We start from the raw sequence: 25661 nt of genomic DNA on the forward strand, positions 1-25661 counted from the left end.
TAATACGGCGCATGGCCGATATCCAGGGCACGTACGACGACCTGTTCGCCGCGGTGCCGAACGCGCTGGCGGGACTGCTGGACGAGGGGGACGCGGGCGGCTCCGTCGCGGTCTTCGTGGACGGCGAGCCGGTGGTGGACGTCTGGGGCGGGTCCGCCGACGCCGGCCGGACGGTCCCGTGGCGGCGGGACACGATCACCGGGGTCTGGTCCGTCACCAAGACGATGACCGCGCTGTGCGCGCTGGTCCTGGCCGACCGCGGCGACCTCGATCCGGACGCGCCGGTCGCCCGCTACTGGCCGGAGTTCGCCGCGGCGGGCAAGGAGAAGGTGCTGGTGCGGCATCTGCTGTCGCACACCGCGGGCCTGCCCGACTGGGACGGGCCGATCGACGAGCTCTACGACTGGCCGGCCGCCACGGCGCGTCTGGCCGCGCTGGCCCCGCAGTGGGAACCGGGGAGTGCGGCCGGGTACCACTCGCTCACCCAGGGGTATCTCGTGGGCGAGGTCGTGCGGCGCGTCACCGGGCGGAGCGTGGGCGGTTTCTTCGCCGAGGAGGTGGCCGGGCCGCTGGGCGCCGACTTCCACATCGGGGTGCCGGCCGAGCACGACGGGCGGGTGGCGCTCGCCGTCCCTCCGCCGTCCCGGGACGAGGACTACGCCGCGAGCGCGCCCGGGGCCGACCCGTCCTCCACGTCCGGCACCGCGGTGCGGCTCCGTGACGGGAACAGCGTGGCCTGGCGGCGCGCGCAGATCCCCGCGGCGAGCGGCTTCGGCAACGCGCGCTCGGTCGCCCTCGTGCAGTCCGCGGTGGCCTGCGGCGGAACGGTGCGGGGGGTGCGGCTGCTGTGGCGGGCGGGCTGCGACCGGGCGCGCGAGGAGCAGTTCAGCGGCGAGGACCGCCTTCTGGGCGTGCCGGTCCGCTGGGGGCTGGGCTACGGGCTCTTCGGCGACTCCCTCGGGTGGGGCGGCTGGGGCGGCTCGCTCGTCATGGTCGACCCCGGGGCCCGCATGGCGGTGGCGTACGTGACCAACCAGATGCGCGAGCCCGCGGACGACAACCGCGGCCTGGAACTCGTGATGGCCGCCTACGACGGGCTCCAGGGCCTGCGGGCGGGCAAGGGCTGACCCCGCCCGTGGGTGCGGACGGCCCGTGACGCGGCGGCCACCCGCCGGCGCCGCCCCCGCCCGTCGTCAGACGGACGGCGCGGGGCCGCTGCTCGCGCGCACCGTGAGTTCGGGGCCGAGGAGGCGGACCTCCTCGTTCGGGCTTCCGTCGAGCTTGGCGATGACGAGTTCGACCGCGTGCCGGCCCATCTGCTGCGCGGGTATGGCGACCGAGGTGAGCTGGGGGGTGGCCTGGGTGGCCACCTGGTCGGGGCAGACGGCGACGACCGAGACGTCCTCGGGCACGGCGCGGCCCTGCTGGCGCAGGAGCGCGAGGAGGGGGACGATGGCCGACTCGTTCTGGACGACGAGCGCGGTGGTGTCCGGCCGTTCCTCGAAGATGCGGGAGAGGGTGCCCGCGGTGGACTCGTAACCGCCCTCGCAGGGCCGGTGGATGAGGCGGAGTCCGCGGGCGGCGGCGCGGGAGCGCAGGCCCTGGAGGGTGCGTTCGGCGAAGCCGGTGTGGCGCTGGTAGACCGCGGCGGCCTCGCCCACGACGGCGACGGTGCGGTGGCCGAGGTCGGCGAGGTGGTCGGCGCAGACCGCGCCGGTGGCGGCGAAGTCGAGGTCGACGCAGGTGAGTCCGGCGGTGTCGGCGGGCAGTCCGACGAGCACGGCGGGCCGGTCCCCGGCGCGCAGCAGCGGGATGCGCTCGTCCTCCAGCTCGACGTCCATGAGGATCATCGCGTCGGCGAGTCCGCTGGCCGCGACCCGGCGGACCGCGGTGGGTCCCTCCTCGCCGGTGAGCAGGAGTACGTCGTGGCCGTGCTGACGGGCCGTCGTGGCGACGGCCATCGCGATCTCCATCATGACGGGCACGTACATGTCTGTACGGAGCGGCACCATGAGGGCGATGATGTTCGAGCGGCTGCTGGCCAGCGCCCGCGCGCCGGCGTGCGGGTGGTAGCCGAGTTCCTGGATGCTCTGCTCGACCCGCCGGCGCGTGCCCTCGGAGATCGACCGTTTGCCGCTCAGGACGTACGAGACGGTGCTGGCGGAGACCCCGGCGTGGCGGGCTACCTCGGCGAGTGTGGCCATCCGGATCTTCGTCTCCCCCGACAGTATCGAAGCGCTTCGACGAAGACGCTACCGGGACCTCGATATCCCTGTCCAGATATGAGTCGAAGCGCTTCGACAAATACCGTCCGGGGATCGTCGGTCTCTTGCGCCGTGCCGCCCGGCGGGATAGGAAGCGGACCATGAATGCCACGCTCGGCGCGATGATCACCGCCGTGGTCGGTGTGCTCGGCACCCTGTTCGCGCCCGTGCTCGCCCAGCGCGGCGACGACCGGCGCCGCCTGGCGGAGGCCGCCGAGACGGAGCGGCTGCGCGTGCACGGGGAGCGGCGGGAGGCGTACACGGCGATGAACCGGGCCTCGCGGCAGTTCCACACGCTGCTCAAGGACGCCCTGCACCGGATCAGGGACGGGGTCTACACCGCCGAGGAGCGGGACCTCGTCGAGGAGTCCCGCCGCGACTACCGGGACCGTTACGCCGAGGCGCAGATGATCGTCCCGGAACGCGTCCTGGAGGCCTCGCGGGACGTCAACCGGGTCCTCGCGGCGGCCGACGCCGCGGCCAAGCGCCTCGACCGCGGCCTCGCCGCGGACGGCGAGAGCGCGCGGACCGCGCTGGAGGCCCTGAAGGACGCCGAACCGCTGCTGCGGACGATGCAGCGCCTGATGCGCGAGGACCTGGGCGTCACGGACTGAACGCCGGGCGGCCCCCGGCGCCGGGCGCCGGGGGCCGTGTCGGGCGCGGCGCTCTCAGGCCGCGGGGGTCCGCTCGGTGACGGTGACCCGGCCCTTCTTGATGGTGGCGACCCGGGTCGCACGCCGGGCGACGGCCGAGTCGTGGGTGACCATGACGAAGGTCAGCCCGTACTCCTTCCACAGTCCGTCCAGCAGGGCGAGGATCTCGTCGCGGGTGTCCTCGTCGAGGGCTCCGGTGGGCTCGTCCGCGAGCAGCACCTTGGGGCGCTTCACCAGTGCCCGGGCGATCGCCACGCGCTGCTGCTGACCGCCCGACAACTCACCGGGCAGGTGGTGCAGTCGGTCGCCGAGCCCGACGGAGCCGAGGGCCTCGGCGGCGCGGGTACGGCGCTCGGAGGTCCTGACGCCCAGCGGGACGAGGGCGGTCTCGACGTTCTCCTGGGCGGTCAGGGTCGGGATCAGGTTGAAGCTCTGGAAGATGATGCCGATGTTCTGCGACCTGACCTTGGTCAGCCGGGCCTCGCTCAGCCGGGCCAGGTCGGTGCCGTCCAGCTCCACCGAGCCCTCGGTCGGGCGGTCCAGGCCCCCGAGCATCTGCAGCAGCGTCGACTTGCCGCCGCCGGTCGGGCCCTGGACGACGAGCTGGTCGCCGTCCTCGATCACGAGGTCGACGCCGCGCAGCGCGTCCACGACGTCCTTGCCGCGCGAGTAGCGCTTGGTCACGCCGCTCAGCTTGTACATGAGGTGACTCCTGAAGTCCTGAAGGGAAGGGCGGGGGCCGCGCCACGCCAGGGGGAAGGTGCGGAACGTGGCGGAACGCGGCCCCCGGTCTCGGGGGGGGTGCCGGCTACTCGACGCGGCGCAGGGCGTCCGCGGGACGCAGCCGCGAGGCCCGCCAGCCGCCGAAGGTCCCGGCGACCAGGCCGCCCGCGACCGCCAGGACCACCGCGAGCACGATGGTGTCGACCTCCACCGGTGCCTGGAGGGAGATGTGCAGCGCCTCGGAGGCCGCGCGGCGTGCCGGGCCGCCCGGGCCGAAGCCGCCGCCCGGCCCCCCGGGTCCGCCGCCCCCGCCCACGGTGGCCTCCAGGGTGGGGCTGATGGCGGTGATGAGATAGGCGCAGCCGAGCCCCAGGGCGATGCCGAGGGCGCCGCCGATGAGGCCGTTCACGATCGCCTCGCCCATGACCTGCCGGGTCACCCGGCCGCTCTTCCAGCCGAGGGCCTTGAGGGTGCCGAACTCGCGCACCCGGCGGCTGACGGCGGAGGAGGTCAGCAGTCCGGCGACGAGGAAGGCCGCGACGAGCACCGCGATCGACAGCCACTTGCCCACGTCGGTCGCCAGGTCCGAGGCGGTGGACAGCGAGCCGGAGACCGTGGAGGCCAGGTCGGAGGAGGTGGTCACCGTCGTGCCGGAGATGTTCTTCTGGATCGCGGACTTGACGGAGTCGATCCTCTTGGAGTCGGCGGCCTGGACGTAGACCGTGGTGACCTCGTCCTTGGCGTCCGCGAGCGTCTGCGCCTGCTTCAGCGGGATGTAGACGTTGGCGGAGGAAGAGCCGCTGTCGGCGGTCGCGATGCCGATGACCTCGAACTTGGTGCCGGAGATCGTGAGCGTCTTGCCCACGGTCAGCTTCTTCTGCTTCGCGTAGGCGCTGTCGAGCACGGCCACCTCGGCGTTGCCCTGAGCGCTGGTGAAGCCCTTCCCCGAGGTGATCTTCGACGAGGTCATCGGGCCGAGGTCGAGGTGGCCGACGTCGGTGCCGTAGACGGTGAAGTTGTTGATGTCGAAGTCGGCGCCGCCGCCGCGCACCGTGCCCTGCGGCCCGCCGTTGCCCCCCTGGCCCCGCTGCCGGTTGCCGCTGTCCGGCGACTGCTGGAACTCCCCGCGCTGGAACTGGCCGTTGACCTTGATGACCACCAGGCTCAGCCCGCCGACCGCCTCCTTGACCCCGCTCTGCCCGGCGACCTGGTCGACGACCGAGGACTTCAGCGACTGGAAGCCCTGCACCATGACGCGGTCGCTGCTCTGTTCCTTCTCGTCGCCGCGTGCGTCGAACCGGAAGCGCGGCCGGTCCGCGGAGGACGAGTCGGGGTCGGCGGCCTTGGTGACGGTCATGTCGGTGCCCAGGCCGTACAGCGACTCCAGCACCTTGCCCTGGGCCTGCTGCATGCCGGCCGAGACCGAGTTGACGGTGATCACCAGGGCGATGCCCAGTGCGAGGCCCATCGCGATGACGAGCGCCGCCTTTCTGCGGCGTCGGAGTTCGCGCCGGAGATACGTGAAGAACATGCGATTCCTCGCCGGGTCGGGAAAACGGGAGGCGGGGGGAGGACCGTGCCTCCCGGCCCGCTGCCGTGACCGTAGGAACCAGCGGTGATGGGAGCCTGAGCGGCCGATGAGAGCCGCATGAGAAACCCCTCCGCCGGGGCCCCGCTGCCACTGCAGTACCTTGCCCTGGACCGGCCGTACGCCCCACGGGCCGGGCCTGCCGAGGATGTGCGGAGGGCCGGGACGGGGACGCGGGCCGGATCAGAGGGCCGGCGCCCGGCGGGGTCGTCCTGACGGGTCGTCGGTGGCCGAACGTGGCCGCACGAGGTGGGGAGACGCGCATATGACGGACGGAACGCCGTGGGGCGGCGGCGGTTGGGGCCCCGGTCACGGAACCGGCGGCACGGGAGGCGGCGGCTTCGGACCGCCGCCCCCGCCGGCGCCGCCGTACCCCCCGCAGCCCCAGGCCCACCAGGGAGCGCCCTGGTACCCGCCGCACTCCGGCTACCCGACTCCGCCGCCCCGCCGGCGCGGCCCGCTGCTGGCCGTGGCCGGGCTGGCCACCGCGGCCCTGGTCGCCGGCCTCCTCATATGGGCGCCCTGGGGCGGTGACGGCTCCGGCGACGGCAAGGGCCCGTCGGCGGCCGCGCCCAGGGACCCGGCCGCGGAGGCCGAGCGGATGCTGCGGGAGGCCGCGGAGACGATGAGCAACACCCAGGTCGTCGCCTACCGGGGCGACTTCGCCCTCGACAGCGGGGCGAGCACGCCCTTCGACCTGCAGACCACGCCCGGCGGCTGGGGCCGCGGCTCGCTGCAGGACCAGGGCGCCACGGTGCGGCTGCTGACCACCGACGACCACCGCCTGACCAGGGCGGGCAAGGCGTACTGGAAGGACCGCGGCTACGCGGGCGACCTCCTCGACCGGATCGGCGACCGCTGGATGGACTCCTCCGCCGACCTGCCCGAGATCGACGACCTGACGACCCCTCTGGATCCGTCCAACGTCTCCGACCTGCTGCGGGACGCCGCCGGCCGCGGCCGCCCGGAGGCCGTCGCGTCCTCCACCGTCGCCGGACGGCCCGTCAAGGTGCTGACCACGGCCAACGGCCGCTTCTGGATCAGCGACTCCGTCCCCCGCACCCTGCTGCGCCTCGCCGCCGACGACTCCCCCGCCGCCTCGGGCCCGCTGCCCCTTCCCGACGGCCTCGACACCACGGTCGGCGCGCTCACCGGCGCCGACCGGGAGACGTTCACGACCGCCTACGAGCGCGACCTCTCCGCCCTGAGGTCCGCCGTCGACCCGGCGGTCGACTTCAGCACCACGGGGAAGGCCCGCTTCTCCCCCTGCGGCAACAGCAGTTGCACGGCCCGGTTCACCCTCCAGAACTCGGTCTATGAAGGCCTGGGCGACGAGGAGGCCTCCGGCGAACCCGTCTACGCGGAGATCAGCATCGCCATCACCCTCGACGGCCGCAAGGTGAAGACCTGCACCTTCCAGCGGAAGATGAAGCCCTCCGGCACCGTGTCGCTCACCTGCACGGCCACCTACAGTGCCGCGACCACCAAGAACCACACCGTCCGCGGACTTCCCGACGCATGGGCGCGCGCGGTGCCGGACCCCGAACTCGCCCGGCTGCGCGCCGACTTCGCCAAGGGCGTCACGGACAGTCAGGCGGCCTGAAGCGGCGACGGGGCGGCTCCGCGCGGCCGGGGCCGACCGCACCGGAGGCCGGAGCACCGGAGGCCGGGGCACCGGACGCCGGTGGTCCGGCCCGGGACGGCGGCGGCCGGGGGCCGGTGGCGCAGCGGACACCTCAAGGACCGTCTTGAGAAGGACTGGCACCCCCCCCTGCCCCGACACATCACCTGATCAGGTGATGTGGGCCGAAGGTGCCGGGAGGGGGCGGTATGGTCGCCGCAGACGACACCGCATGCACGACGGCCCCGGCGGGGACGGCAATCCCGGCCGGGGCCTGACCAGTTAAGGAAGACACACTTCCCCATGGCTGACACTCAGTCTAGTGCGCCCTCGCGCGCCCGCGCCGGGACTCCGGCGGCCGGCGTGGTCCACGTGCGCCGCCGCCTCACGGCGAACTTCACGATCCTCTCCAACCGCCTCGCCCAGCGCCCCGGCAGCGCGGTCACGGTCGGCGTCGGCGCCTATCTCCTCTCCGTCCCGGACGGCGTTCCCGTCAGCATCGACGCGCTGCGCGCGCACTTCACCGAGAGCAGGGAGCGACTCGCCCGGGCGCTGAACGAGCTGGAGGCGGAGGGATTCCTGGAGCGCGTCGTGGTGCGCGAGGAGAACGGGCGGATCCGCACCCGGACCTATGTCCACGACGTGCCGCGGGCGGACGCGCCGGCGGCGCCGGACGGCCCCGCGCCCGCACCCACGCCGCCCGCGCCCGTCGTCCCGCCCCCGCCCGTCGTCCCGGCCGGAGCCTGCGAGGAAGCCCGCGGCACGGCCCCGGAGGCCGTACAGGACGGCGCGGCTCCCGGCGCGCACCCCCTCGGTGAGGACGCCCTCGGCGAGGCCGCCCTCGGCAAGGCCGCCGAGGCCGTCCTCGTCTCCCTCCGCGTACGCGACTCCCGCCTGCTGCTCTCCCGGCGCGACATCGCCCGGCTGTCCCCCGGTGTCGCCGCGTGGCTCCGCCTCGGTGCCGAGCCCCGGAGCATCGCCGAGGCCCTCGCCGCGGACCTGCCCCCGACCCTGACCCACCGTCCGGCCGGCCTGCTCGCCTACCGCCTGCGCACGGGGGAGCCGCCCGCCGCCGTGCCGCCACCCCGGGCGGCCGTCCCCTGGCAGGCCTGCGACTCCTGCGAACGCCCCTTCCGCGGGCACGCCCCGGCCACCTGCCGGGAGTGCCTGGCCTCAGCGGCATGACGCCGTCAGGCCCGGGCCCCGTCCCCCGCGCGGGAACACCCTTGCCGTGAGTCCACTCGAAGGCGTTCGCTGATGCCCCATGAGGTACACACAACTCGGCCGCACCGGCCTCAAGGTCAGCCGCATCGTCCTGGGCACGATGAACTTCGGCGGGCAGACGGACGAGGCCGCCGGCCACGCGATCATGGACACCGCACTGGACGCGGGGGTCAACTTCTTCGACACCGCGGACATCTACGGCGTCGCCGAGGAGAAGGGGCTGACGGAGAAGGTCATCGGGCGGTGGTTCGCGCAGGGCGGCGGCCGCCGCGACAAAGTGGTCCTGGCCACGAAGGTCTACGGGAACATGTCGGAGGACGGGAAGGCGTGGAACGAGGAGTCGTGGCCGAACCACGACCGGCTCAGCGCCCTCAACATCCGCAGGGCGGTCGAGGCCAGCCTGCGGCGGCTCGGCACGGACCACATCGACGTCTACCAGTTCCACCACATCGACCGGCGCACCCCGTTCGATGAGATCTGGCAGGCGGTCGACGTGCTGGTGCGCCAGGGCAAGATCCTCCACGCGGGGTCGTCGAACTTCCCCGGCTACAAGATCGCGCAGGCCAACGAGTCCGCCGCGAACCGCGGTTCGATGGGCCTGGTCAGCGAGCAGTGCCTGTACAACCTGGCGGAGCGCCGCGCCGAGCTGGACGTGATCCCGGCCGCGCGCGAGTACGGGCTCGGCGTGATCCCGTGGTCGCCGCTGCACCAGGGGCTGCTGGGCGGCGCGCTGCGCAAGGAACGGGAGGCCGTCGGGGCCCGCACCAAGGTGGGCCGGTCGGCGGCGGGGCTGGCCGACCCGGTCGTCCGGGCACGGGTGCAGGCCTACGAGGACCTGCTCGGCAAGCACGGTCTGGAGCCCGGGGAGGTCGCGCTGGCCTGGCTGCTGACCCGGCCCGGGGTCACCGGGCCGATCGTGGGGCCGCGCACACAGGAGCAGTTCGCCTCGGCGCTGCGGGCGGTGGAACTGGAGCTGGACGAGGAGCTGCTGGCGGGTCTCGACGAGATCTTCCCCGGGCCGGGCCCGGCCCCGGAGGCCTTCGCCTGGTGATCCGGTGCGGCGGCGGCCCGGTTCAGGCCGGTGCCGCCGCGAGCCGCTTCGTCATGACGCGCTCCGGCCGGCCGTCCGGCATGACCCCGCCGGGCCCTCCGTCGTCCTCGAAGCCGTTGCGCACGTAGAGGGCCGTCGCCACCGCGTTGCCCTCCGCGACGGCGAGGTGGAGCAGGGCGGCACCCGCCGTGCCCGCGGCCCACTCCTCGACGGCCCGGATCAGCAGGTCGGCGACGCCGCGGCCGCGGGCCTCGCCCGCCACCCACAGGGAGATCAGTTCGGCGCTGTCCGGCAGTTCGCCGGGGACGCCGCCGGCCATGCCGGCGGGCTTGCCGTCGACGAGGGCGACCAGGTTGTACGAGCCCGGCAGGGCGAGCCGGTCGCGCCAGCGTTCCTCGCGGTCGCCGTCGCCCTGCCAGTCGGCGAGCCGGGCTCCGAAGGCGTGCGGCGCGTCGGCGAGCGCGGCGAGCCGCATCTCGCGCCAGAGCGGCCAGTCGTCGGGGGTGAGCACGCGCAGTTCGATCACCCCCGCAGGGTGCCGCCGGGACGGACCCGGCGGCAACCCTGTTTCCCGCGGTCTCAGCGGGTGCCGAGCAGGTGGTCCATGGCGAGCTGGTCCAGCTGCTCGAAGGCGGACCCGCGGGTCGCCACGGCGTCGGCGTCGAACTCCTCGTAGGCACCGCGGTCGGCGAGCAGGCCGGCCAGGGTCTCGCCCTCGCCGAGGGTCGGCTGCGCCAGCTGGTCCAGGCGGGAGGCCTTCAGCGCCTCCTGCACGGCCGGGTCGGCGCGGAACGCGGCGGCGCGCTCCTTGAGGATGAGGTAGTTGCGCATGCCGCCGGCGGCGGACGCCCACACCCCGTCCATGTCCTCGGTCCGCGGGGGCTTGAAGTCGAAGTGGCGCGGGCCCTCGTAGCCGGCCGACTCCAGCAGGTCGACCAGCCAGAACGCGGAGCGCAGGTCGCCGGCGCCGAAGCGCAGGTCCTGGTCGTACTTGATGCCGGTCTGGCCGTTGAGGTCGATGTGGAAGAGCTTGCCGTGCCACAGCGCCTGGGCGATGCCGTGCGGGAAGTTCAGCCCGGCCATCTGCTCGTGGCCGACCTCGGGGTTGAGGCCGACGAGCTCGGGGTGGGCCAGCTCGTTGATGAACGCCAGCGCGTGACCGATGGTCGGCAGCAGGATGTCGCCGCGCGGCTCGTTCGGCTTGGGCTCGATGGCGAAGCGGATGTCGTAGCCCTGCTCGATGACGTACTCGCCGAGGAGGTCGAAGGCCTCCTTGAAGCGGTCGAGGGCGACCCGCACGTCCTTGGCGGCACCGGACTCGGCGCCCTCACGGCCGCCCCAGGCGACGTAGACCTTGGCGCCGAGCTCGGCGGCGAGGTCGATGTTGCGGATGGTCTTGCGGAGTGCGAAGCGACGCACCTCGCGGTCGTTGGCGGTGAAGCCGCCGTCCTTGAAGACCGGGTGCGTGAAGAGATTGGTGGTGGCCATCGGCACCTTCAGGCCGGTGGCGTCCAGGGCCTGGCGGAACCGCTTGATGTGGCCCTCGCGTGCGGTGTCGTCCGAGCCGAAGGGGATCAGGTCGTCGTCGTGGAAGGTGACGCCGTACGCACCGAGCTCGGCCAGTTTGTTGACGCTCTCGACGGGGTCGAGGGCGGGGCGGGTCGCGTCGCCGAAGGGGTCGCGGCCCTGCCAGCCGACGGTCCAGAGACCGAAGGTGAACTTGTCCTCGGGGGTGGGGGTGAAACTCATCGCGGCGGCTCCTATTCGTAAGACCACTGAACAAATTAATATGCCATCGCCGCTTTGTGAAGGGAGCCGCAGGATGGGTAACGGACCGATCGCACTGGGTGTGGACAGCTCCACCCAGTCGACCAAGGTGCTCGCCGTCGACGTGGAGACGGGTGAGGTACTGGCCAGAGGACAGGCCCGGCACACGGTCAGCGAGGGCGCGGGCCGCGAGACCGACCCCGAGGTGTGGTGGCGTGCGCTCGGCGCCGCCCTCGCCCAGATCGGGCCGTACGCGGAGCGCGCCGACGCCGTCTCCGTGGGCGGCCAGCAGCACGGCCTCGTCGTCCTCGACGCGGTCGGCCGGCCCCTGCGGCCGGCCCTGCTCTGGAACGACGTGCGGTCCGCGCCGCAGGCCGACGCCCTGGTGGAGCGGCACGGCGCCGCGCACTGGGCGCAGCGCTTCGGAAGCGTGCCCGGCACGAGCTTCACCGTGACCAAGTGGGCCTGGCTCACCGAGAACGAGCCCGAGACGGCCAAGGCCGCCGCGGCCGTCCGCCTCCCGCACGACTTCCTCACCGAGCGGCTGGGCGGCGTCGGCGTCACCGACCGGGGAGACGCCTCCGGCACCGGCTGGTGGGCCACGGACACCGAGACGTACGACGAGGCGCTGCTCGCCGAGATCGGCCTCGATCCGGCCCTGCTGCCCCGGGTCCTGGGCCCCGGCGAGGCCGCCGGCGTCACCCTGCCCGGGCTGCCGCTGCGCGAGGGCGTCCTGGTCGGCTCGGGCACCGGCGACAACGCCGCCGCCGCCCTCGGCCTGGGGCTCGTCCCCGGCCAGCCCGCGCTGAGCCTCGGCACCTCCGGCACCGTCTACACCCCCGCCACCACCCGGCCCACCGACCCCACCGGCATCGTGGCCGGCTTCGCGGGCGGGCACGGCGACTGGCTGCCTCTGGCCTGCACCCTCAACTGCACCCTCGCCGTCGACAAGATCGCGGGGCTGCTCTCCCTGGACCGCGAGGCGGTCGAGGCGGGCGGCAGCACGGTCGTGCTCCCGTTCCTCGACGGCGAGCGCACCCCGAACCTGCCGTACGCCTCCGGCCTGCTCACCGGGCTGCGGCACGACACCACCCCGGGGCAGATCCTCCAGGCCGCCTACGACGGCGCGGCGTACGCCCTGCTCACCGCCCTCGACCAGGTGCTCGCGGTCGACGGCACCGGCTCGGACGAGCCGCTGCTGCTCATCGGCGGCGGCGCCCGCGGCACCGCGTGGCGGGAGACCGTACGGCGCCTGTCGGGGCGGGCCGTGCGGATCCCCGTCGCGGAGGAGCTGGTCGCCCTGGGCGCGGCCGCGCAGGCCGCCGGACTGCTCACCGGGGAGACCCCGCAGGCCGTCGCCCGCCGCTGGGACACCACGGCCGGTCCCTCCTACGACCCCGTCCCGCGCGACGACGCCGCGCGGGACCGCCTCGCGACGGCGCTGGCCGACGCCTTCGACGTGCGGTGAGCCGCCCGCCCGCCCGGGGCCCGTCGCCCGTCCGGCGGGCCGGGCGTGCGAGGGTGGGGGCAGGACGTTGACCAGGACGGATGACGGACGAGAGCGGAAGGGGACCGGAGCGTGGCGGAACGGCCGGGGTCGCAGGCGGGGTTGCGGCGGCGGAATCTGGCGTTGGTGATGCGAGCCGTGGCGGACCACGGCGAGGTCTCCCGCGCGGCCGTCGCCGCCGAGGTCGGCCTGACCCGGGCCACCGTGTCGACCCTCGTCGACGAGCTGCTGGCGACCGGTCTGCTCGTGGAACTGGGCACCCAGCGCCCCGGCACGGTCGGCCGCCCCGGCACCGCCCTGGCGCTGAACGACACCGGCCCCGCGGGCCTCGGCGCGGAGGTCGGGGTGGACCACCTCGCCGCCGTCGCGGTCGACCTGCGCGGCACCGTGCGCGCCCGGGCCCGCGTCGAGGCCGACAACCGCGGCCGTCCGGCGCAGGAGGTGCTGCGCGAACTCGCGGTGCTCGTCGCCGAGGTGCGGCGGGAGGCGCGGGCCGCCGGCCTGGGTCCGGCCGGGCTTACGCTCGCCGTGCCGGGCCTGGTCGGCCGGGACCGGCAGGTCGTGATGCGGGCGCCGAACCTCGGCTGGGAGGACGTCGACGCCGCGGGCTGGTTCGAGCGTTCCGGGGGCGGCGGCCTCGCCGCCTCCCCCGTCCCGGTCACCGTCGAGAACGAGGCCAACCTCGGCGCCCTGGCCGAACTCTGGCTGGGCGGCCACGAGGGCGTCACCGACTTCGTGCACGTCTCGGCGGAGATCGGCATCGGCGCGGCACTGGTCGTCGACGGCCGGCTGTTCCGCGGGGCGCGCGGCTTCGCCGGGGAGCTCGGCCATGTGCCCGTGCACCCGACGGGCCCGCGCTGCTCCTGCGGGGCACGCGGCTGCCTGGAGCAGTACGCGGGCGAGGAGGCCGTGCTGCGTGCCGCGGGCATCGCCCCGGAGCGGCCGGACGCGCTCAAGGCCCTCCAGGCGGCCGCCTCACAGGGGGACCCGGCGGCGCTCAAGGCGCTGGCGGCCGCCGGAGCGGCCTTCGGGATCGCGCTGAGCGGCGCGGTGAACCTGCTGGACCCGCAGGCCGTCGTGCTGGGCGGCACGCTGGCCTCGCTGGCGCCGTGGCTGCGCTCGGCCGTCGAGCGCGAGCTGGGCCGCCGCGTGACGGACCGCCAGTGGCGGGCGGACGCCGTGCGGGTGTCCCGGCTGGGCCGCGAGGGCGTGCTGCTCGGCGCGGCGTACAGCGTGGTGCGCGCCGTCCTGGACGACCCCCAGGCGCTGCGCTCGCGGTAACCCCCCGGACAGCCCGGCGACACCCTCGCAACAGCCTCGCAACAGCTCGTCACGCAGCGCACGGAGCCGTCGCCCCCGGCCGTTACGCTGCGCTGCGCGGCGCGGCCGGGGGGCGGCGCCGGTCCGTGGCTCTTGAGGGGGACCCCTGTGTTCGTGCTGTCCATCCTGCTGCTCGTGGCGGCGGTCGTGCTGTTCTTCGTGGCCCGGGGCCAGAGCTCCGGCGGCTGGCGGCTGGGAGCGGCGCTCAGCGCCCTGGCGGGCGTGCTGGCCGGCGTCTTCGCCTGCGTCCACGTCGTCAGCGCCTACGAGGTCGGCGTCCCGGTGACCTTCGGCAAGGTCGGCTCGCCGCTGACCTCCGGCATCCACTTCAGGTCGCCGTTCACCGACGTCACGTCGTTCTCCACCCGCCCCGTCGACCTCGACCTGCACGACAAGGACGTGGTCGAGGTCCGCTCCTCGCAGGGCGGCGTGCTCTACGCCGACGTCACCGTCAAGTGGGCCGTGGTGCCCGCCAGGGCCGTCGAGCTCTACCGGCTGGCGGGCAACGAGGAGGCCATCCAGTCGCGGCTGGTGATGCCGGACAGCCGCGAGATCATCCGCAACGTCTTCGCCAAGCACACCAGCGAGGAGGGGTACGCCTCCGCCCGCGAGCGGATCGGCTCGGAGATCGACTCCCTGATCAAGCAGCGCCTCGCCCCGCGCGGCATCGACGTCGCCGCGGTGAACCTGCGCAACGTGCGGCCCTCCGAGCAGTTGCAGGAGCAGATCGACAAGAAGATCCAGCAGCAGCAGGCCACCGAGCGGGCCGTCGAGGCGGCCAGGACGGCCAAGGCGGAGGCGGAGCGCAAGCGGATCGAGGCGGAGGGCATCGCGAGCGCCAACCGGATCATCGCCAAGTCGCTGAGCGACAAGGTGCTCTACAACCAGTGCCTGGACGCCTACCGCGAGGCCGCGAAGTCCCACCCCGTGTACGCGGTGCCCTGCGGTACGAACGCGAACGGCTCCCCGGTCATCGTGGACGGCACGAAGAACTGACGGCCCGCCCGCGACAGGCGCCGAAGGCGCCGGGAACGCCGCAGGGGCCCGGAACCGCGAGGTTCCGGGCCCCTGCCGCCGTTCGGGGCGGGCGAGCGGTCTCAGACCGCGCTGCCGGCCTTCCAGGCGCTCCAGCTCATGTTCCAGCCGTTGAGGCCGTTCGCCGGGTCGACGGTCTTGTCCTTGGAGTTCTTCACGATCACGACGTCGCCGACGATCGAGTTGTTGTAGAACCAGTAGGCGTCGGTGGAGGTGTCCTTGGCGCCCTTGGTGTCGTTCAGGCCGACGCAGCCGTGGCTGGTGTTGACGTTGCCGAACACCGAGTCGGCACCCCAGTAGTTGCCGTGGATGAAGGTGCCGGACGTGGTCAGGCGGATGGCGTGCGGCACGTCCTTGATGTCGTACTCGCCCTTGCCGTCGTCGTCGGTGAAGCCGACGGTGGCGCCGTTCATCCGGGTCTGGGTGAACTTCTCCGACATCACCATCTGGCCGTTGTAGGTGGTGTTCTCGTCGGAGCCGGCGGAGATCGGGATGTTGCGGACGACCTTGCCGTCGCGGACGACCTTCATCCGGTGGGTCGAGGCGTCGACCGTGGAGACCTGGCTGCGGCCGATCTTGAAGCTGACGGTCTTCTCCTGGACGCCGTAGACGCCGTGGGCGCCCTCGACACCGTCCAGGTTCAGCTTCAGGGTGACGGTGGAGCCGGCCTGCCAGTAGGCCTGGGGGCGGAAGTCGAGCCGGGTGGAGTTGAACCAGTGGCCGACGACCTCCTGGCCGCTGCTGGAGCTGACCGTGATCGCCGACTGCACGGACTTCTTGTCCTCGATCGCCTTGGTGAAGTTGATCGAGACCGGCATGCCCACGCCGACGGTCTGGCCGTTCTCGGGCGTGTAGTAGCCGATGAAGCTGTGCTCGGGGCTGACGGTGGTGAAGGTGGAGTTCTCGGCGGCCTTGCGGCCCTTGCCGTCCTCAGCCTCGGCGGCGATCTTGTACTTCGTGGCGCGCTCCAGCGGGGCATTGGGCGCCCAGCTCGAACCGTCCGCGGAGATCGTGCCCTCGACGTCGGAGCCGTCGGCGACCGAGGTCATGCTGACGCTGGTCAGCTCGCCCTCGGCCACCTGCACCTTGGCGCCGGTGTTGATGCTGACGTTCTCGGCGCCTGTCTTGGGGGTGATCGATATTCGGGCGTCCGACGCGTCCTTGGCCGCCTGCTCGTCGACCGAGGCCTGCGACTTGGCGTTGTTGTCGGAACCGGCAGTGCCCGCCTTGTCTCCCCCGCAGGCGGTCAGAGTGATCGCCCCGACGGCGAGCAGCGCCAGAGCTGCCAGCCCGGCTCGCCGCTTGCGAGAGAGCTTCGTGTCGGTGGCTGTGCCGGTCTCGGCGCGCTTCACACAGATCTCCAATGTCGTCCGGTACGCGTTCCCCCGGCCCGCTTGCGTCGCGGGCCACGGCCCTCGATCGAGCCTCACTCGTACGTTCAGGAACTGCCAGGGTCTTTGGTCCGTTCCCCCACATCGGGAAGTGTGGGGAAGAACACGTGCGTGACGCACGTGACATGGGCGCGGTCAGCGGCCCGTGCGAAACCCCGGACCCGTGAGGGGCCCGGGGCAGGTGAGTCATGCACTGGCGAAGACGCGTTCAGCGCCCCCGCGGTTCCTCCTCGTCGATGTCGGCTTCCTCGTCGGCCTCGTCCGCCGCGTCGTCGGCCGCGTCGTCGGCCTCGTCGTCGGCCTCGTCGTCGTAGAGGTCCCACCCGTCGGAGTCGGGGTCGTACTCGGTGTGGGCGCAGGACCAGGACGCCTGCACCAGCTCGATCCCCGGCACGCTGGTGACCAGGTCGAAGGGATCGACCAGGTACGCCAGCGCCTCCGACTCGTCCTGCCGCACCGACGCCTCGGCGTGCTGCCGCTCGTCGTCCGGCATGTACTCGTCGCCGCCGATCTGGTCCAGCGCGGCGTCGGTCAGCTCGCCGGACCCGGTGATCTCCAGGACCAGCTCCACCTGGAGCCGCACATAGCGCGGCCCGCTCTCCCCGGTGGGGATGTCAGTAGTGCTCATGTGACGGAGCGTATGCGGGGGAACGGCCCCCGTTGCGCAGGCAGTCCGCTTCCGGCGCCGAAGGATACCCGCGGCGGTCCTCCGGGAACCCGTGGAAGCTCCGGTTCCGGGGTCGAACTTCCCTCCGCGGCGGTTGTCTCACTACCATCTGCTTTCACGGTCAAGTCGCCGCAACCGCTGGGGGATCCGTTGACCTCGCACCGTCCGCCCGCCTTCGTCGCCATCACGGCGGCAGCCGTCCTCGGCGCCCTGTACTTCGTGCCCAACGCGTCCGCCACTGCCGAGCACACGGCGAACACGGGCATGCAGTCGTCCGTTTCCACCGCCACCACCACCGGGTCGGGCACCGGTGGGGGGCAGCACCTCGCCGACACGGGAAGCGTGGACACCACGCCGTACCTGGTCGGCGGAACCGCCTTCCTCGGCCTGGGCGCGGCTCTCGTGATCAACGCGAGCCGCCGCGCCCGCGACGTGTACTAGGCCCCGTCAACCCCGTCCCGGCCCCAGGGCCGGGACGGGGCCGGGATCAGGCGAGCGGGCCGGTCACCGACTCGGCCGCCGCCACCAGGCCTCCGCCGCGCACGAAGTCGTACGCCGCCGCCAGGTCCGGGGACAGGAAGCGGTCCGGACCGGGGCCGCCCACTCCCGCCTCGCGTGCCGCCTTCAGCACCGCCTGGGTCGCCGGGGCGGCCACCAGCACCTCGCTGCCCTGCACGCGCAGCTCGACGGCGCGCGACGCCGCCATCAGCTCGACCGCGATGATCCGGGCCAGGTTGTCCACCGCCTGCCGCAGCTTGCGGGCCGCCGACCAGCCCATCGAGACGTGGTCCTCCTGCATCGCCGAGGACGGGATGGAGTCCACCGACGCGGGCACCGCGAGCCGCTTGTTCTCGCTGACCAGCGCGGCCTGCGTGTACTGGGCGATCATCAGGCCGGAGTCCACGCCCGGGTCGTCGGCCAGGAAGGCCGGCAGGCCGTGCGAACGGCTCTTGTCGAGCAGCCGGTCGGTGCGCCGCTCCGCTATCGAGCCGAGGTCGGCCGCGGCGATGGCCAGGAAGTCCAGGACGTAGGCGACGGGGGCGCCGTGGAAGTTGCCGTTGGACTCCACCCTGCCTCCCCCAGAGCCTTCGGCCTGGGAGGTACCCCCAGCGAACACGACCGGGTTGTCGACGGCGGAGACCAGCTCGCGGTCGGCCACCATCGTGGCGTGCGTGACGGTGTCCCGGCCGGCGCCGGCCACCTGCGGGGCGCAGCGGATCGAGTACGCGTCCTGCACCCGCGGCGCGTCGTCCTGGTGGTGCCCGGTGAGCCCGGAGCCGGCGAGCACACGGCGCATGTTCTCGGCGCTGGCCGCCTGGCCGGGGTGCGGGCGGATCGCGTGCAGCTCGGGTGCGAGCACCTTGTCGGTGCCCAGCAGCGCCTCCATCGAGAGCGCGGCAGTGACGTCGGCGGCGGTGAACAGCCGGCGCAGGTCCTCGATGGCCATGACGAGCATGCCGAGCATGCCGTCGGTGCCGTTGATGAGGGCCAGGCCCTCCTTCTCGCGCAGTTCGACGGGCTCGATGCCGTGCTCGGCCAGCAGCTCGGGGACGGGGCGCACGACACCGTCGGGGCCCTCGGCCTCGCCCTCGCCCATCAGCACCAGCGCGCAGTGCGACAGCGGCGCCAGGTCGCCCGAGCAGCCCAGGGAGCCGTACTCGTGGACGACCGGCGTGATGCTGGCGTTGAGCAGCGCGGCCATCGTCTCGGCGACGACGGGACGGACACCGGTACGACCGGAGGCCAGCGTCTTCAGCCGCAGGAACATCAGCGCGCGCACCACCTCGCGCTCCACCCGCGGGCCCATGCCGGCGGCGTGCGAGCGCACCAGGCTGCGCTGGAGCTGCGCGCGCAGCTCGGGGCTGATGTGCCGCACCGCGAGCGCGCCGAAGCCCGTCGACACGCCGTACACCGGCTCCGGCTTCGCCGCCAGGGCCTCCACGACTTCGCGCGCCGCGGCGATCCCGGCCAGCGCCTCCGCAGACAGCTCGACCCGCGCACCGCCGCGGGCCACCGCCAGCACGTCCTCCGCCGTGGCCCCGTGGGCCCCGATCACCACGTTATGCATACTCATATTCACGAACCCTACGGACTGAATCGCTACCTGTCACGTGCCGGACGGGCCTCTTCCGCGCCGCCCCGCCCCGCCCACCGGGCCCGGTCCCGCGGCCCGTTCCCCGGCCCGCGGTCCACGGCCGCGGGGCCGCCCCGCCGCTCAGTCCCGCCCCCGGAAGCGGCGCCGCTCCACGTCGTGGCCCGCGGGCTGGTCGGCGAGCCGCACCACCGGGTCCTCGGGCGCCCCGCGTCCGGCGACCACCGGCTCCACCGAGTGCAGGGCCTTCGCCCGGTACTGGGCCGCGTCCGCCAGCCGGAACAGCCGGCGCCCCGAGGTCACCACGCCGATCTCGGCGTCCGTGGACGCCACCCCGACCGCGACCCCGTCGCCCAGCCCCAGCCACTTGGTGCGCACGCACAGCTCCTCGGCGACCGCCACAACCTCCTCCGCCCGGTGACCGACCGACAGCAGGCAGAACTCGTCACCGCCCAGCCGCGCCACCAGGCTGCCCTCCAGGGCGGCCCCGCACAGCGACAGCACGGAGCCGAAGCCGACCAGCAGCCGGTCGCCGACCGCGTGCCCGAGCTGGTCGTTGACCCGCTTGAGCCCGTTGAGGTCGCAGACCACCAGACTCACCGGGGTCCCGTCGGCCCGGTGCCGCTCCACCGCCTCCTCCAGCCGCTGGTCGACCGCCCGCCGGTTGGCCAGCCCGGTCAGCGGGTCGCTGAAGGCCAGCCGGCGCACCTCGGCCAGCCGCTCGGTCTGGGCGATCCCGGCCGCGGTGAGCGTCGCGAGCACGGTCGCGAACTCGGCGTCGTCCCGGTCGAAGACCGGCCGCCCCGTCCCCCGGGCCACGTACAGCTCGCCCCAGGCGAGCCCGTGCAGCAGGATCGGGGCGACGACGCAGGAGGTGCGGCCGCGCCGCCGCAGCGTGGCCACCCGCTGGTGGCAGTAGGCGCCGCCGCGGCCCTCCGCGGGGCCCTCGGCGGTCTCGATCCAGGCGTGCGGCTCGCCGCCCTCGGTCCACTTGGCGTGCAGGAACTCCACGATCTCCGGGAAGTCCGCGACCGAGTACACCTCCTCCGCGGGCTGCGGCTCCTCGCCGGGCGCCAGGTCCCCGTCGTTGACCAGGACCCGCAGCCGTCCGCGGTCGCGCTCCCAGCGGGAGATCGCCGACATGGAACCGCCGAGCGCGACCCGCGCCGAGGACGCGGCGGCGACGGCCGCCTCCATGGGCGACTTCGCCGCCGCCACGGCCCGCGCGAGTTCGGCGACGGCGCGCAGTCGAGCGTCCCCGCCGGTGCCGTCCATGCGCCCGTCTCCTGTCGCAGCAGAACTTTTTACCAGTTTGCGACGTTCGCACGGCCCCGCACGTTACACACCGGCGGCACGGTCGATTTCCCGCTCAATCACTCACCCGGCCACACCGGGTCGCGCTTCTCGTTGAACGCCGCGACGCCCTCCGCGCGGTCCCCCGAGAAGGCGACCGTGCGCCAGGCGGCGTCCTCGACGTCCAGGCCGGTCCGCAGGTCCGTGCCCTGGCCCAGCCGCATCGCCCGCTTGGCCGCCCGCAGGCCCACCGGCGAGTTCGCGGCGATCCGCGCGGCCAGCGCGAGCGCCTCCATACGGTCCTGGCCCTCCTCCGCGAGCACGTCCACCAGGCCCAGCGCCAGCGCCTCCGCGGCGGGCACCCGGCGCCCGGTGAAGATCAGCTGCGCCGCCCGTGCCGCGCCCACCCGGCGCGGCAGCAGCTGCGTGCCGCCACCGCCGGGGATCACGCCCACCGTGACCTCCGGCAGTCCCACGACGGCCGTCGGGTCCGCGACGATCACGTCGCACGCCAGCGCCAGCTCGTAGCCGCCGCCGAGGGCGAAGCCGTGCACCGAGGCCACCGACGGCATCGCCAGCTCCAGCACGGCCGTGTACGCCGCGCGCGTGTACGGGCGCTGCCGCCCGAGGTCGGCGTCGGTGAAGGAGTTGCGCTCCTTGAGGTCGGCGCCCACGCAGAACGCCCGCTCGTGGGTCGAGGTGAGCACGACGCAGCTCACCGACCGGTCGCCGGACAGCGCCTCGCACGCCTCGGTGACCGCCCGGGCCATGTCCGTCGAGATGGCGTTCATCGCCTTGGGCCGGTCCAGCACCAGTTCCGCCACCCGCCCGGCGTCACCGTGCCTGCGTACCGCCACCCACTCGCCAAACCGCTGCTCGGCCATCGCGCCGCCACCTCCGGGTCGCCGTTAACGATCGTGAACGTCGACGGTCAGCGTAGTGGGCGCACCCGTCCTCGACGTCATGCTCCCCGGGTACGACGGGCGCTGGTGCCGGCCGGCCGCGACGCCGAGACCGCCGCTGCCCGCCGGGCTCGGCGTGGGCGCCGACGGCCATCTGGTCCGCCCGGGCCGGCGACCGCGCGCGGCGCTCTCCCGGGAGCGGCCGCCCGCCGGGCTCAGCCGCCCCGGCGGCTCAGCAGCCAGGGCTCGACCACGCCGAGACCGCGCACCGGCCGCCGCCACATGGGCTGCAGCCCGAAGCGGTACTTCTCCTCCGACCCGGCCGCGATCTCCGCCTCCGACTCGGGTGCCTCGCCCGCCGCGACGAGCGCCTGCGCCAGCTCGCCGTCGACGAGCACCGCGTCCCGGGGCGCTATCGAGGTCAGCCGGCTCGCCAGGTTCACCGTGGTGCCGAAGACGTCGCCCATGCGGGTCGTGACGGTGCCGAAGGCCATGCCGACGCGCAGCGCCGGCATCGTCTCGTCGCCGTTCATCGTCTCGATGAGCCGTATGCCGATCTCGGCGGCCGTGCCGGCGTCGTCCGCGACGAACAGCACTTCGTCGCCGAGGGTCTTGATGAGCCGCCCGCCGTGCGCGGCCACCTGGTCGGCGGCCGTGGTCTCGAACGCCTCGACCAGCTCCCCGAGTTCCTCCTCCTCCAGCCGGCGGGTGAGCCGGGTGAAGCCGACGAGGTCCGCGAAGCCGACCGCGAGCCGGCGGTCCACGGCCTCCTCGTCGTCGGAGCGGACGACCCGGCTGGTGGCCGCGGCGAGCTGCCGGCGCCACACGTACGTCAGGAACTCCTCCAGCTCCGGCAGCAGCAGCTCGACCAGCGGATAGGCCACCTCGCCCCGGGTCATGCCGGGTTCGGGCGGCTCGGTGAGCTCCTCCAGGAAGGAGTCGGTCTGCCACTCGGCCAGCCGGGCCGTGGTCTGACCGGTGGACCGGGCGACCTGGATCGCCGTGCTCTCGCTGATCAGCCCGGCCTCGACCATGCCGGCCAGGCGCCGCAGCGCCAGGACGTCGGCCTCGGTCAGCGCGCGAGCCTGGCCGATGTCGGCGAAGCCCATCGCGCGCCAGAACCGGGCGGCGAGGTCCATGGAGACGCCGGCGCTGCGAGCCGCCTGAAAGGGTGTGTAGTGCCGTCCGGAGCCGAGGATCAGGTGCTCCAGGCGGAGCGCGATCGGATCCTCCTCGACGGCGTCCGCGCGGGCGGATCCGCCCCGTTCCTCGGGCTCTTCGAGCTCCTCGGGTTCCGGCTGCCCGCCGTGCCGGCCGCCCGGCTCCTCGTGCGGCGGGAGGTCGCTCGCGTCGTCCACGGTCACCGCCCGCCCCCTCCTGAGTCCCTGCGCACCGGCCCTTCCGATCACCGCGTCGGAGGCTGCCGCCTCAACAATACGGCAGGTGTGTCCTGGCTCACTCTCCCGCCGGGCGTACGTGGACGACGTCGCCGGCGCCGACCGCCCGCTCGCCCTCGGCGGTCGCGACGACCAGCCTCCCGTCGTCGTCGACGGCCACCGCACGCCCGCTGACCTCGCCCCCACCCGGGAGTTCGGCACGCACGGTGCGGCCGAGTGTCACGCAGCCGGCGGCGTACGCCTGCTGCAGCCGGGAGGCGGTGGGGTCGCCGTCGGCGCGCAGCCACTCGCCGTACCAGTCGGCGAGCGAACGCAGCACCGCGCGCAGCAGCGGATCTCGGTCGGTGCCCTTGGCCCCGGCGAGCGCCAGCGAGCCCGCGGCCGGGACCGGCAGCTCCTCCTCGCGGAGCGTGACGTTGAGGCCGATGCCGATCACCACGGCGTCGTCGCCGACGCGCTCGGCGAGGATGCCGCCGGTCTTGCGTTCCTCGCCGTCGACGGTGACGAGCACGTCGTTGGGCCACTTCAGCCCGGTGTCGACGCCCGCCGTCCGCGCCACGGCGGTGGCCGTCGCCACGCCGGCCAGCAGCGGCAGCCAGCCCCAGCGCCGCGGCGGGACGGCGGTCGGCCGCAGCAGCACGGAGAAGAAGAGCCCGGAGCGGGCGGGGGCCTGCCACTGGCGGTCCAGGCGGCCGCGGCCCGCGGACTGCTCCTCGGCGACCAGAACGGCGCCCTCGGCGGTGCCCTCCCGGGCCCGGGCGCCCAGGTCGCTGTTGGTGGAGCCGGTGGAGCCCACCACGTCCAGGTCGGTCCACATGCTGTCGGGGGTGACGATCGCACGGCGCAGGGCGGCCGCGTTGAGCGGCGGTCGCTCCAGGTCGGACCAGCGGTTCGAGGTCATGTGTCCAGCCTAGGGTCTGCCCTGCGGATCGCCGCGGACGCGGCCCGTCCGGGTCCGGGACGACGCGGCGGCCGGGAAGGCGGACCCTGGGAGTGGAGTGTGGCCAACGCCGCACTGACCGGGCAGCATCCACGCGGTTACGCTACGAAAACAGTATTACTCGCGAGTCACGTCACACCCTCAGCACGACCCGACGAGAGCAGGAGAGCCGCCTCCCATGGCCGAGCCGGAGATCGACATCCACACCACTGCGGGCAAGCTGGCGGACCTGCGCCGCCGGATCGACGAGGCGACCCACGCCGGCTCGGCGCGTGCGGTGGAGAAACAGCACGCCAAGGGCAAGCTGACCGCGCGTGAGCGCATCGAACTACTGCTGGACGAGGGCTCCTTCGTCGAACTGGACGAGCTGGCCCGGCACCGCTCGACCAACTTCGGCCTGGAGCGGAACCGCCCCTACGGCGACGGCGTCGTCACCGGCCACGGCACCGTGGACGGCCGTCCGGTGGCCGTGTTCTCGCAGGACTTCACCGTGTTCGGCGGCGCGCTCGGCGAGGTCTTCGGCGAGAAGATCGTCAAGGTCATGGACTGGGCGCTGAAGACCGGCTGCCCGGTCATCGGCATCAACGACTCCGGGGGCGCGCGCATCCAGGAGGGCGTCACCTCACTCGGCCTGTACGGGGAGATCTTCCGGCGCAACACCCACGCCTCCGGCGTCATCCCGCAGATCTCCCTCGTCCTCGGCCCCTGCGCGGGCGGCGCGGTCTACTCCCCCGCCATCACCGACTTCGTGGTGATGGTCGACCAGACCTCGCACATGTTCATCACCGGCCCGGACGTCATCAAGACCGTCACCGGTGAGGACGTCGGCTTCGAGGAACTGGGCGGCGCCCGGTCGCACAACACCGTCTCCGGCAACGCGCACCACATGGCCGGTGACGAGAAGGACGCCATCGAGTACGTCAAGGCGCTGCTGTCCTACCTGCCGTCCAACAACCTCCAGGAGGCCCCCGCCTTCCCGCAGGAGGCGGAGTCCGAGGTGTCCGCGGAGGACCTGGAGCTCGACACCCTGATCCCGGACTCGGCGAACCAGCCGTACGACATGCACCAGGTCATCGAGCACGTCCTGGACGACGGCGAGTTCCTGGAGACCCAGGCGCTGTTCGCGCCCAACATCGTGACCGGCTTCGGCCGGATCGAGGGCCGCCCGGTCGGCGTCGTCGCCAACCAGCCGATGCAGTTCGCCGGCTGCCTGGACATCGACGCCAGCGAGAAGGCGGCGCGCTTCGTCCGCACCTGCGACAGCTTCAACGTCCCGGTCATCACCTTCGTCGACGTCCCCGGCTTCCTGCCCGGCACCGACCAGGAGTGGAACGGCATCATCCGGCGCGGCGCCAAGCTGATCTACGCGTACGCCGAGGCCACCGTCCCGCTGATCACCGTCATCACGCGCAAGGCCTTCGGCGGCGCCTACGACGTCATGGGCTCCAAGCACCTCGGTGCGGACCTCAACCTGGCCTGGCCGACCGCCCAGATCGCCGTCATGGGCGCCCAGGGCGCCGTCAACATCCTGCACCGCCGCACCCTGGCCGAGGCCGGCTCCCCCGAGGAGGCGGAGGCGCTGCGCGCCCAGCTGATGCGGGAGTACGAGGACACCCTGCTCAACCCGTACGTCGCCGCGGAGCGCGGCTACGTCGACGCGGTCGTCCTGCCGTCGGAGACCCGCATGCACCTGGTGAAGGCCCTGCGGACGCTGCGCAACAAGCGCGAGAGCCTGCCCCCCAAGAAGCACGGCAACATCCCCCTGTAAGGAGCGCGCCCAGCAATGGTGATCAAGGTCGAACGGGGCAACCCGACCCCCGAGGAGCTGGCGGCCGTCATAGCCCTCGTCCAGGCCCGGGCCGCGGCGGCCGCGGGGCCCGCCGACGGCCCGCGGGCAGCCGACGAGTGGGCCTCCCCGGCGCGCAACGTGCCCGGCCGGATGCCGCGCCCGGCGCCGGCGTCCTGGCGCAGCACCTACTGGCCGCACTGACCCCCGGCGGACGGAATTGGTCCGCTTGCCCGCCCGCGCCTGAGTACCCGTACTCAGGCGCGGGCGTTCTCCACGGCGCAACCTGGACGGCATGCTGTGGTCAGACCCGTCCGACGAACCCCCCGAGGAGATGCGGCAGGCGCAGGCGATGCTGCGCCGCGCGATGCTCGTGATCGCGGTCGCCGTCCCCCTGATCACCGCCCTGGTGGCCTGGCGCTGCTGACTACGATGACGGT

General features: G+C 73.5%; 24 protein-coding genes. 12 read left to right on the forward strand and 12 right to left on the reverse strand.

Annotated features, from left to right (window positions below):
- The first annotated feature begins 11 nt into the window (after nucleotides 1-11).
- On the forward strand, nucleotides 12-1127 hold the full coding sequence (locus PV342_RS15570; RefSeq protein ID WP_500317498.1) for a serine hydrolase domain-containing protein: 1116 nt from the start codon (nucleotides 12-14) through the stop codon (nucleotides 1125-1127).
- A gap of 66 nt (nucleotides 1128-1193) precedes the next feature.
- Here the strand turns inward: PV342_RS15570 and PV342_RS15575 are convergent, their stop codons facing one another.
- Nucleotides 1194-2204: a LacI family DNA-binding transcriptional regulator gene (locus PV342_RS15575; protein ID WP_400798890.1), complete on the reverse strand. Its 1011-nt coding sequence runs from the start codon at nucleotides 2202-2204 to the stop codon at nucleotides 1194-1196.
- 161 nt (nucleotides 2205-2365) lie between these two features.
- On the opposite strand from PV342_RS15575, the gene PV342_RS15580 reads away from it, so the two are divergent.
- Nucleotides 2366-2878 (forward strand): hypothetical protein, encoded by a 513-nt coding sequence (locus PV342_RS15580; RefSeq protein ID WP_391577496.1) that lies wholly within the window; start codon nucleotides 2366-2368, stop codon nucleotides 2876-2878.
- A gap of 54 nt (nucleotides 2879-2932) precedes the next feature.
- Here the strand turns inward: PV342_RS15580 and PV342_RS15585 are convergent, their stop codons facing one another.
- Together PV342_RS15585 and PV342_RS15590 are read right to left on the reverse strand one after the other, a co-directional pair.
- Complete coding sequence (locus tag PV342_RS15585) at nucleotides 2933-3619, reverse strand: ABC transporter ATP-binding protein (RefSeq protein WP_500317500.1); 687 nt, start codon at nucleotides 3617-3619, stop codon at nucleotides 2933-2935.
- A 106-nt stretch (nucleotides 3620-3725) separates the two neighbouring features.
- Complete coding sequence (locus PV342_RS15590; protein WP_500317502.1) at nucleotides 3726-5171, reverse strand: ABC transporter permease; 1446 nt, start codon at nucleotides 5169-5171, stop codon at nucleotides 3726-3728.
- 322 nt (nucleotides 5172-5493) lie between these two features.
- Here PV342_RS15590 and PV342_RS15595 point away from each other — a divergent pair, with 322 nt between their 5' ends.
- The 3 genes from PV342_RS15595 (at nucleotide 5494) to PV342_RS15605 (ending at nucleotide 9124) form a co-directional block, all read left to right on the forward strand.
- Nucleotides 5494-6831: a hypothetical protein gene (locus PV342_RS15595; protein WP_500317504.1), complete on the forward strand. Its 1338-nt coding sequence runs from the start codon at nucleotides 5494-5496 to the stop codon at nucleotides 6829-6831.
- Nucleotides 6832-7221: 390 nt separating this feature from the next.
- On the forward strand, nucleotides 7222-8034 hold the full coding sequence (locus PV342_RS15600; RefSeq protein ID WP_500317506.1) for a hypothetical protein: 813 nt from the start codon (nucleotides 7222-7224) through the stop codon (nucleotides 8032-8034).
- Between the two features lie 79 nt (nucleotides 8035-8113).
- On the forward strand, nucleotides 8114-9124 hold the full coding sequence (locus PV342_RS15605; RefSeq protein WP_386991625.1) for an aldo/keto reductase: 1011 nt from the start codon (nucleotides 8114-8116) through the stop codon (nucleotides 9122-9124).
- A 22-nt stretch (nucleotides 9125-9146) separates the two neighbouring features.
- On the opposite strand, the gene PV342_RS15610 is transcribed toward PV342_RS15605, so the two are convergent.
- Nucleotides 9147-9650, reverse strand: coding sequence for a GNAT family N-acetyltransferase (locus PV342_RS15610; protein WP_386991623.1), 504 nt, complete (start codon nucleotides 9648-9650; stop codon nucleotides 9147-9149).
- A 53-nt stretch (nucleotides 9651-9703) separates the two neighbouring features.
- Entirely contained in the window at nucleotides 9704-10873 is a 1170-nt protein-coding gene (xylA, locus tag PV342_RS15615) for a xylose isomerase (protein WP_360998546.1), read from the reverse strand.
- Between the two features lie 73 nt (nucleotides 10874-10946).
- Between xylA and xylB the strand changes: the two genes are divergently transcribed.
- From xylB to PV342_RS15630, 3 genes are all read left to right on the forward strand, one after another.
- Nucleotides 10947-12359 (forward strand): xylulokinase, encoded by a 1413-nt coding sequence (gene xylB, locus PV342_RS15620; RefSeq protein WP_386991620.1) that lies wholly within the window; start codon nucleotides 10947-10949, stop codon nucleotides 12357-12359.
- A gap of 168 nt (nucleotides 12360-12527) precedes the next feature.
- The gene (locus PV342_RS15625; protein ID WP_386991680.1) at nucleotides 12528-13679 is read left to right on the forward strand and encodes an ROK family protein; all 1152 of its coding nucleotides are present in this window, start codon (nucleotides 12528-12530) and stop codon (nucleotides 13677-13679) included.
- A gap of 147 nt (nucleotides 13680-13826) precedes the next feature.
- Complete coding sequence (locus PV342_RS15630) at nucleotides 13827-14714, forward strand: prohibitin family protein (protein ID WP_018561330.1); 888 nt, start codon at nucleotides 13827-13829, stop codon at nucleotides 14712-14714.
- Nucleotides 14715-14815: 101 nt separating this feature from the next.
- Here PV342_RS15630 and PV342_RS15635 read toward each other — a convergent pair whose 3' ends face one another.
- Both PV342_RS15635 and PV342_RS15640 read right to left on the reverse strand, forming a co-directional pair.
- Complete coding sequence (locus PV342_RS15635; RefSeq protein WP_386991618.1) at nucleotides 14816-16105, reverse strand: L,D-transpeptidase; 1290 nt, start codon at nucleotides 16103-16105, stop codon at nucleotides 14816-14818.
- Between the two features lie 247 nt (nucleotides 16106-16352).
- Nucleotides 16353-16772 carry a hypothetical protein gene (locus PV342_RS15640; protein WP_500317509.1) on the reverse strand — a complete coding sequence of 140 codons (420 nt, stop codon included), beginning with the start codon at nucleotides 16770-16772 and terminating at the stop codon, nucleotides 16353-16355.
- A gap of 189 nt (nucleotides 16773-16961) precedes the next feature.
- Here PV342_RS15640 and PV342_RS15645 point away from each other — a divergent pair, with 189 nt between their 5' ends.
- Nucleotides 16962-17252 carry a hypothetical protein gene (locus PV342_RS15645; RefSeq protein ID WP_018561327.1) on the forward strand — a complete coding sequence of 97 codons (291 nt, stop codon included), beginning with the start codon at nucleotides 16962-16964 and terminating at the stop codon, nucleotides 17250-17252.
- Between the two features lie 46 nt (nucleotides 17253-17298).
- Here the strand turns inward: PV342_RS15645 and hutH are convergent, their stop codons facing one another.
- The 5 genes from hutH to PV342_RS15670 all read right to left on the reverse strand — a co-directional run bounded on the left by hutH (nucleotide 17299) and on the right by PV342_RS15670 (nucleotide 23396).
- A complete protein-coding gene (gene hutH, locus PV342_RS15650) occupies nucleotides 17299-18879 on the reverse strand; it encodes a histidine ammonia-lyase (protein WP_500317607.1) in 1581 nt (526 codons plus the stop codon).
- A 147-nt stretch (nucleotides 18880-19026) separates the two neighbouring features.
- Nucleotides 19027-20178, reverse strand: a complete 1152-nt coding sequence (locus PV342_RS15655) for a diguanylate cyclase domain-containing protein (protein ID WP_360998558.1) — start codon at nucleotides 20176-20178, stop codon at nucleotides 19027-19029.
- A 98-nt stretch (nucleotides 20179-20276) separates the two neighbouring features.
- Nucleotides 20277-21080: an enoyl-CoA hydratase/isomerase family protein gene (locus tag PV342_RS15660; protein WP_089224316.1), complete on the reverse strand. Its 804-nt coding sequence runs from the start codon at nucleotides 21078-21080 to the stop codon at nucleotides 20277-20279.
- 233 nt (nucleotides 21081-21313) lie between these two features.
- Nucleotides 21314-22462 carry an adenylate/guanylate cyclase domain-containing protein gene (locus PV342_RS15665; RefSeq protein WP_400798924.1) on the reverse strand — a complete coding sequence of 383 codons (1149 nt, stop codon included), beginning with the start codon at nucleotides 22460-22462 and terminating at the stop codon, nucleotides 21314-21316.
- A 91-nt stretch (nucleotides 22463-22553) separates the two neighbouring features.
- Nucleotides 22554-23396: a biotin--[acetyl-CoA-carboxylase] ligase gene (locus PV342_RS15670; protein ID WP_400798926.1), complete on the reverse strand. Its 843-nt coding sequence runs from the start codon at nucleotides 23394-23396 to the stop codon at nucleotides 22554-22556.
- Between the two features lie 217 nt (nucleotides 23397-23613).
- Here PV342_RS15670 and PV342_RS15675 point away from each other — a divergent pair, with 217 nt between their 5' ends.
- The 3 genes from PV342_RS15675 (at nucleotide 23614) to mmpB (ending at nucleotide 25648) form a co-directional block, all read left to right on the forward strand.
- Entirely contained in the window at nucleotides 23614-25203 is a 1590-nt protein-coding gene (locus PV342_RS15675; RefSeq protein ID WP_018561321.1) for an acyl-CoA carboxylase subunit beta, read from the forward strand.
- A gap of 15 nt (nucleotides 25204-25218) precedes the next feature.
- Nucleotides 25219-25425 carry an acyl-CoA carboxylase subunit epsilon gene (locus PV342_RS15680; RefSeq protein WP_360998562.1) on the forward strand — a complete coding sequence of 69 codons (207 nt, stop codon included), beginning with the start codon at nucleotides 25219-25221 and terminating at the stop codon, nucleotides 25423-25425.
- Between the two features lie 91 nt (nucleotides 25426-25516).
- Complete coding sequence (mmpB, locus tag PV342_RS15685) at nucleotides 25517-25648, forward strand: morphogenic membrane protein MmpB (RefSeq protein ID WP_018561319.1); 132 nt, start codon at nucleotides 25517-25519, stop codon at nucleotides 25646-25648.
- The last annotated feature ends 13 nt before the right edge of the window (nucleotides 25649-25661 follow it).

It is taken from the genome of Streptomyces sp. PA03-3a (assembly GCF_033792735.1).
In the GTDB taxonomy this organism is placed as follows: domain Bacteria; phylum Actinomycetota; class Actinomycetes; order Streptomycetales; family Streptomycetaceae; genus Actinacidiphila.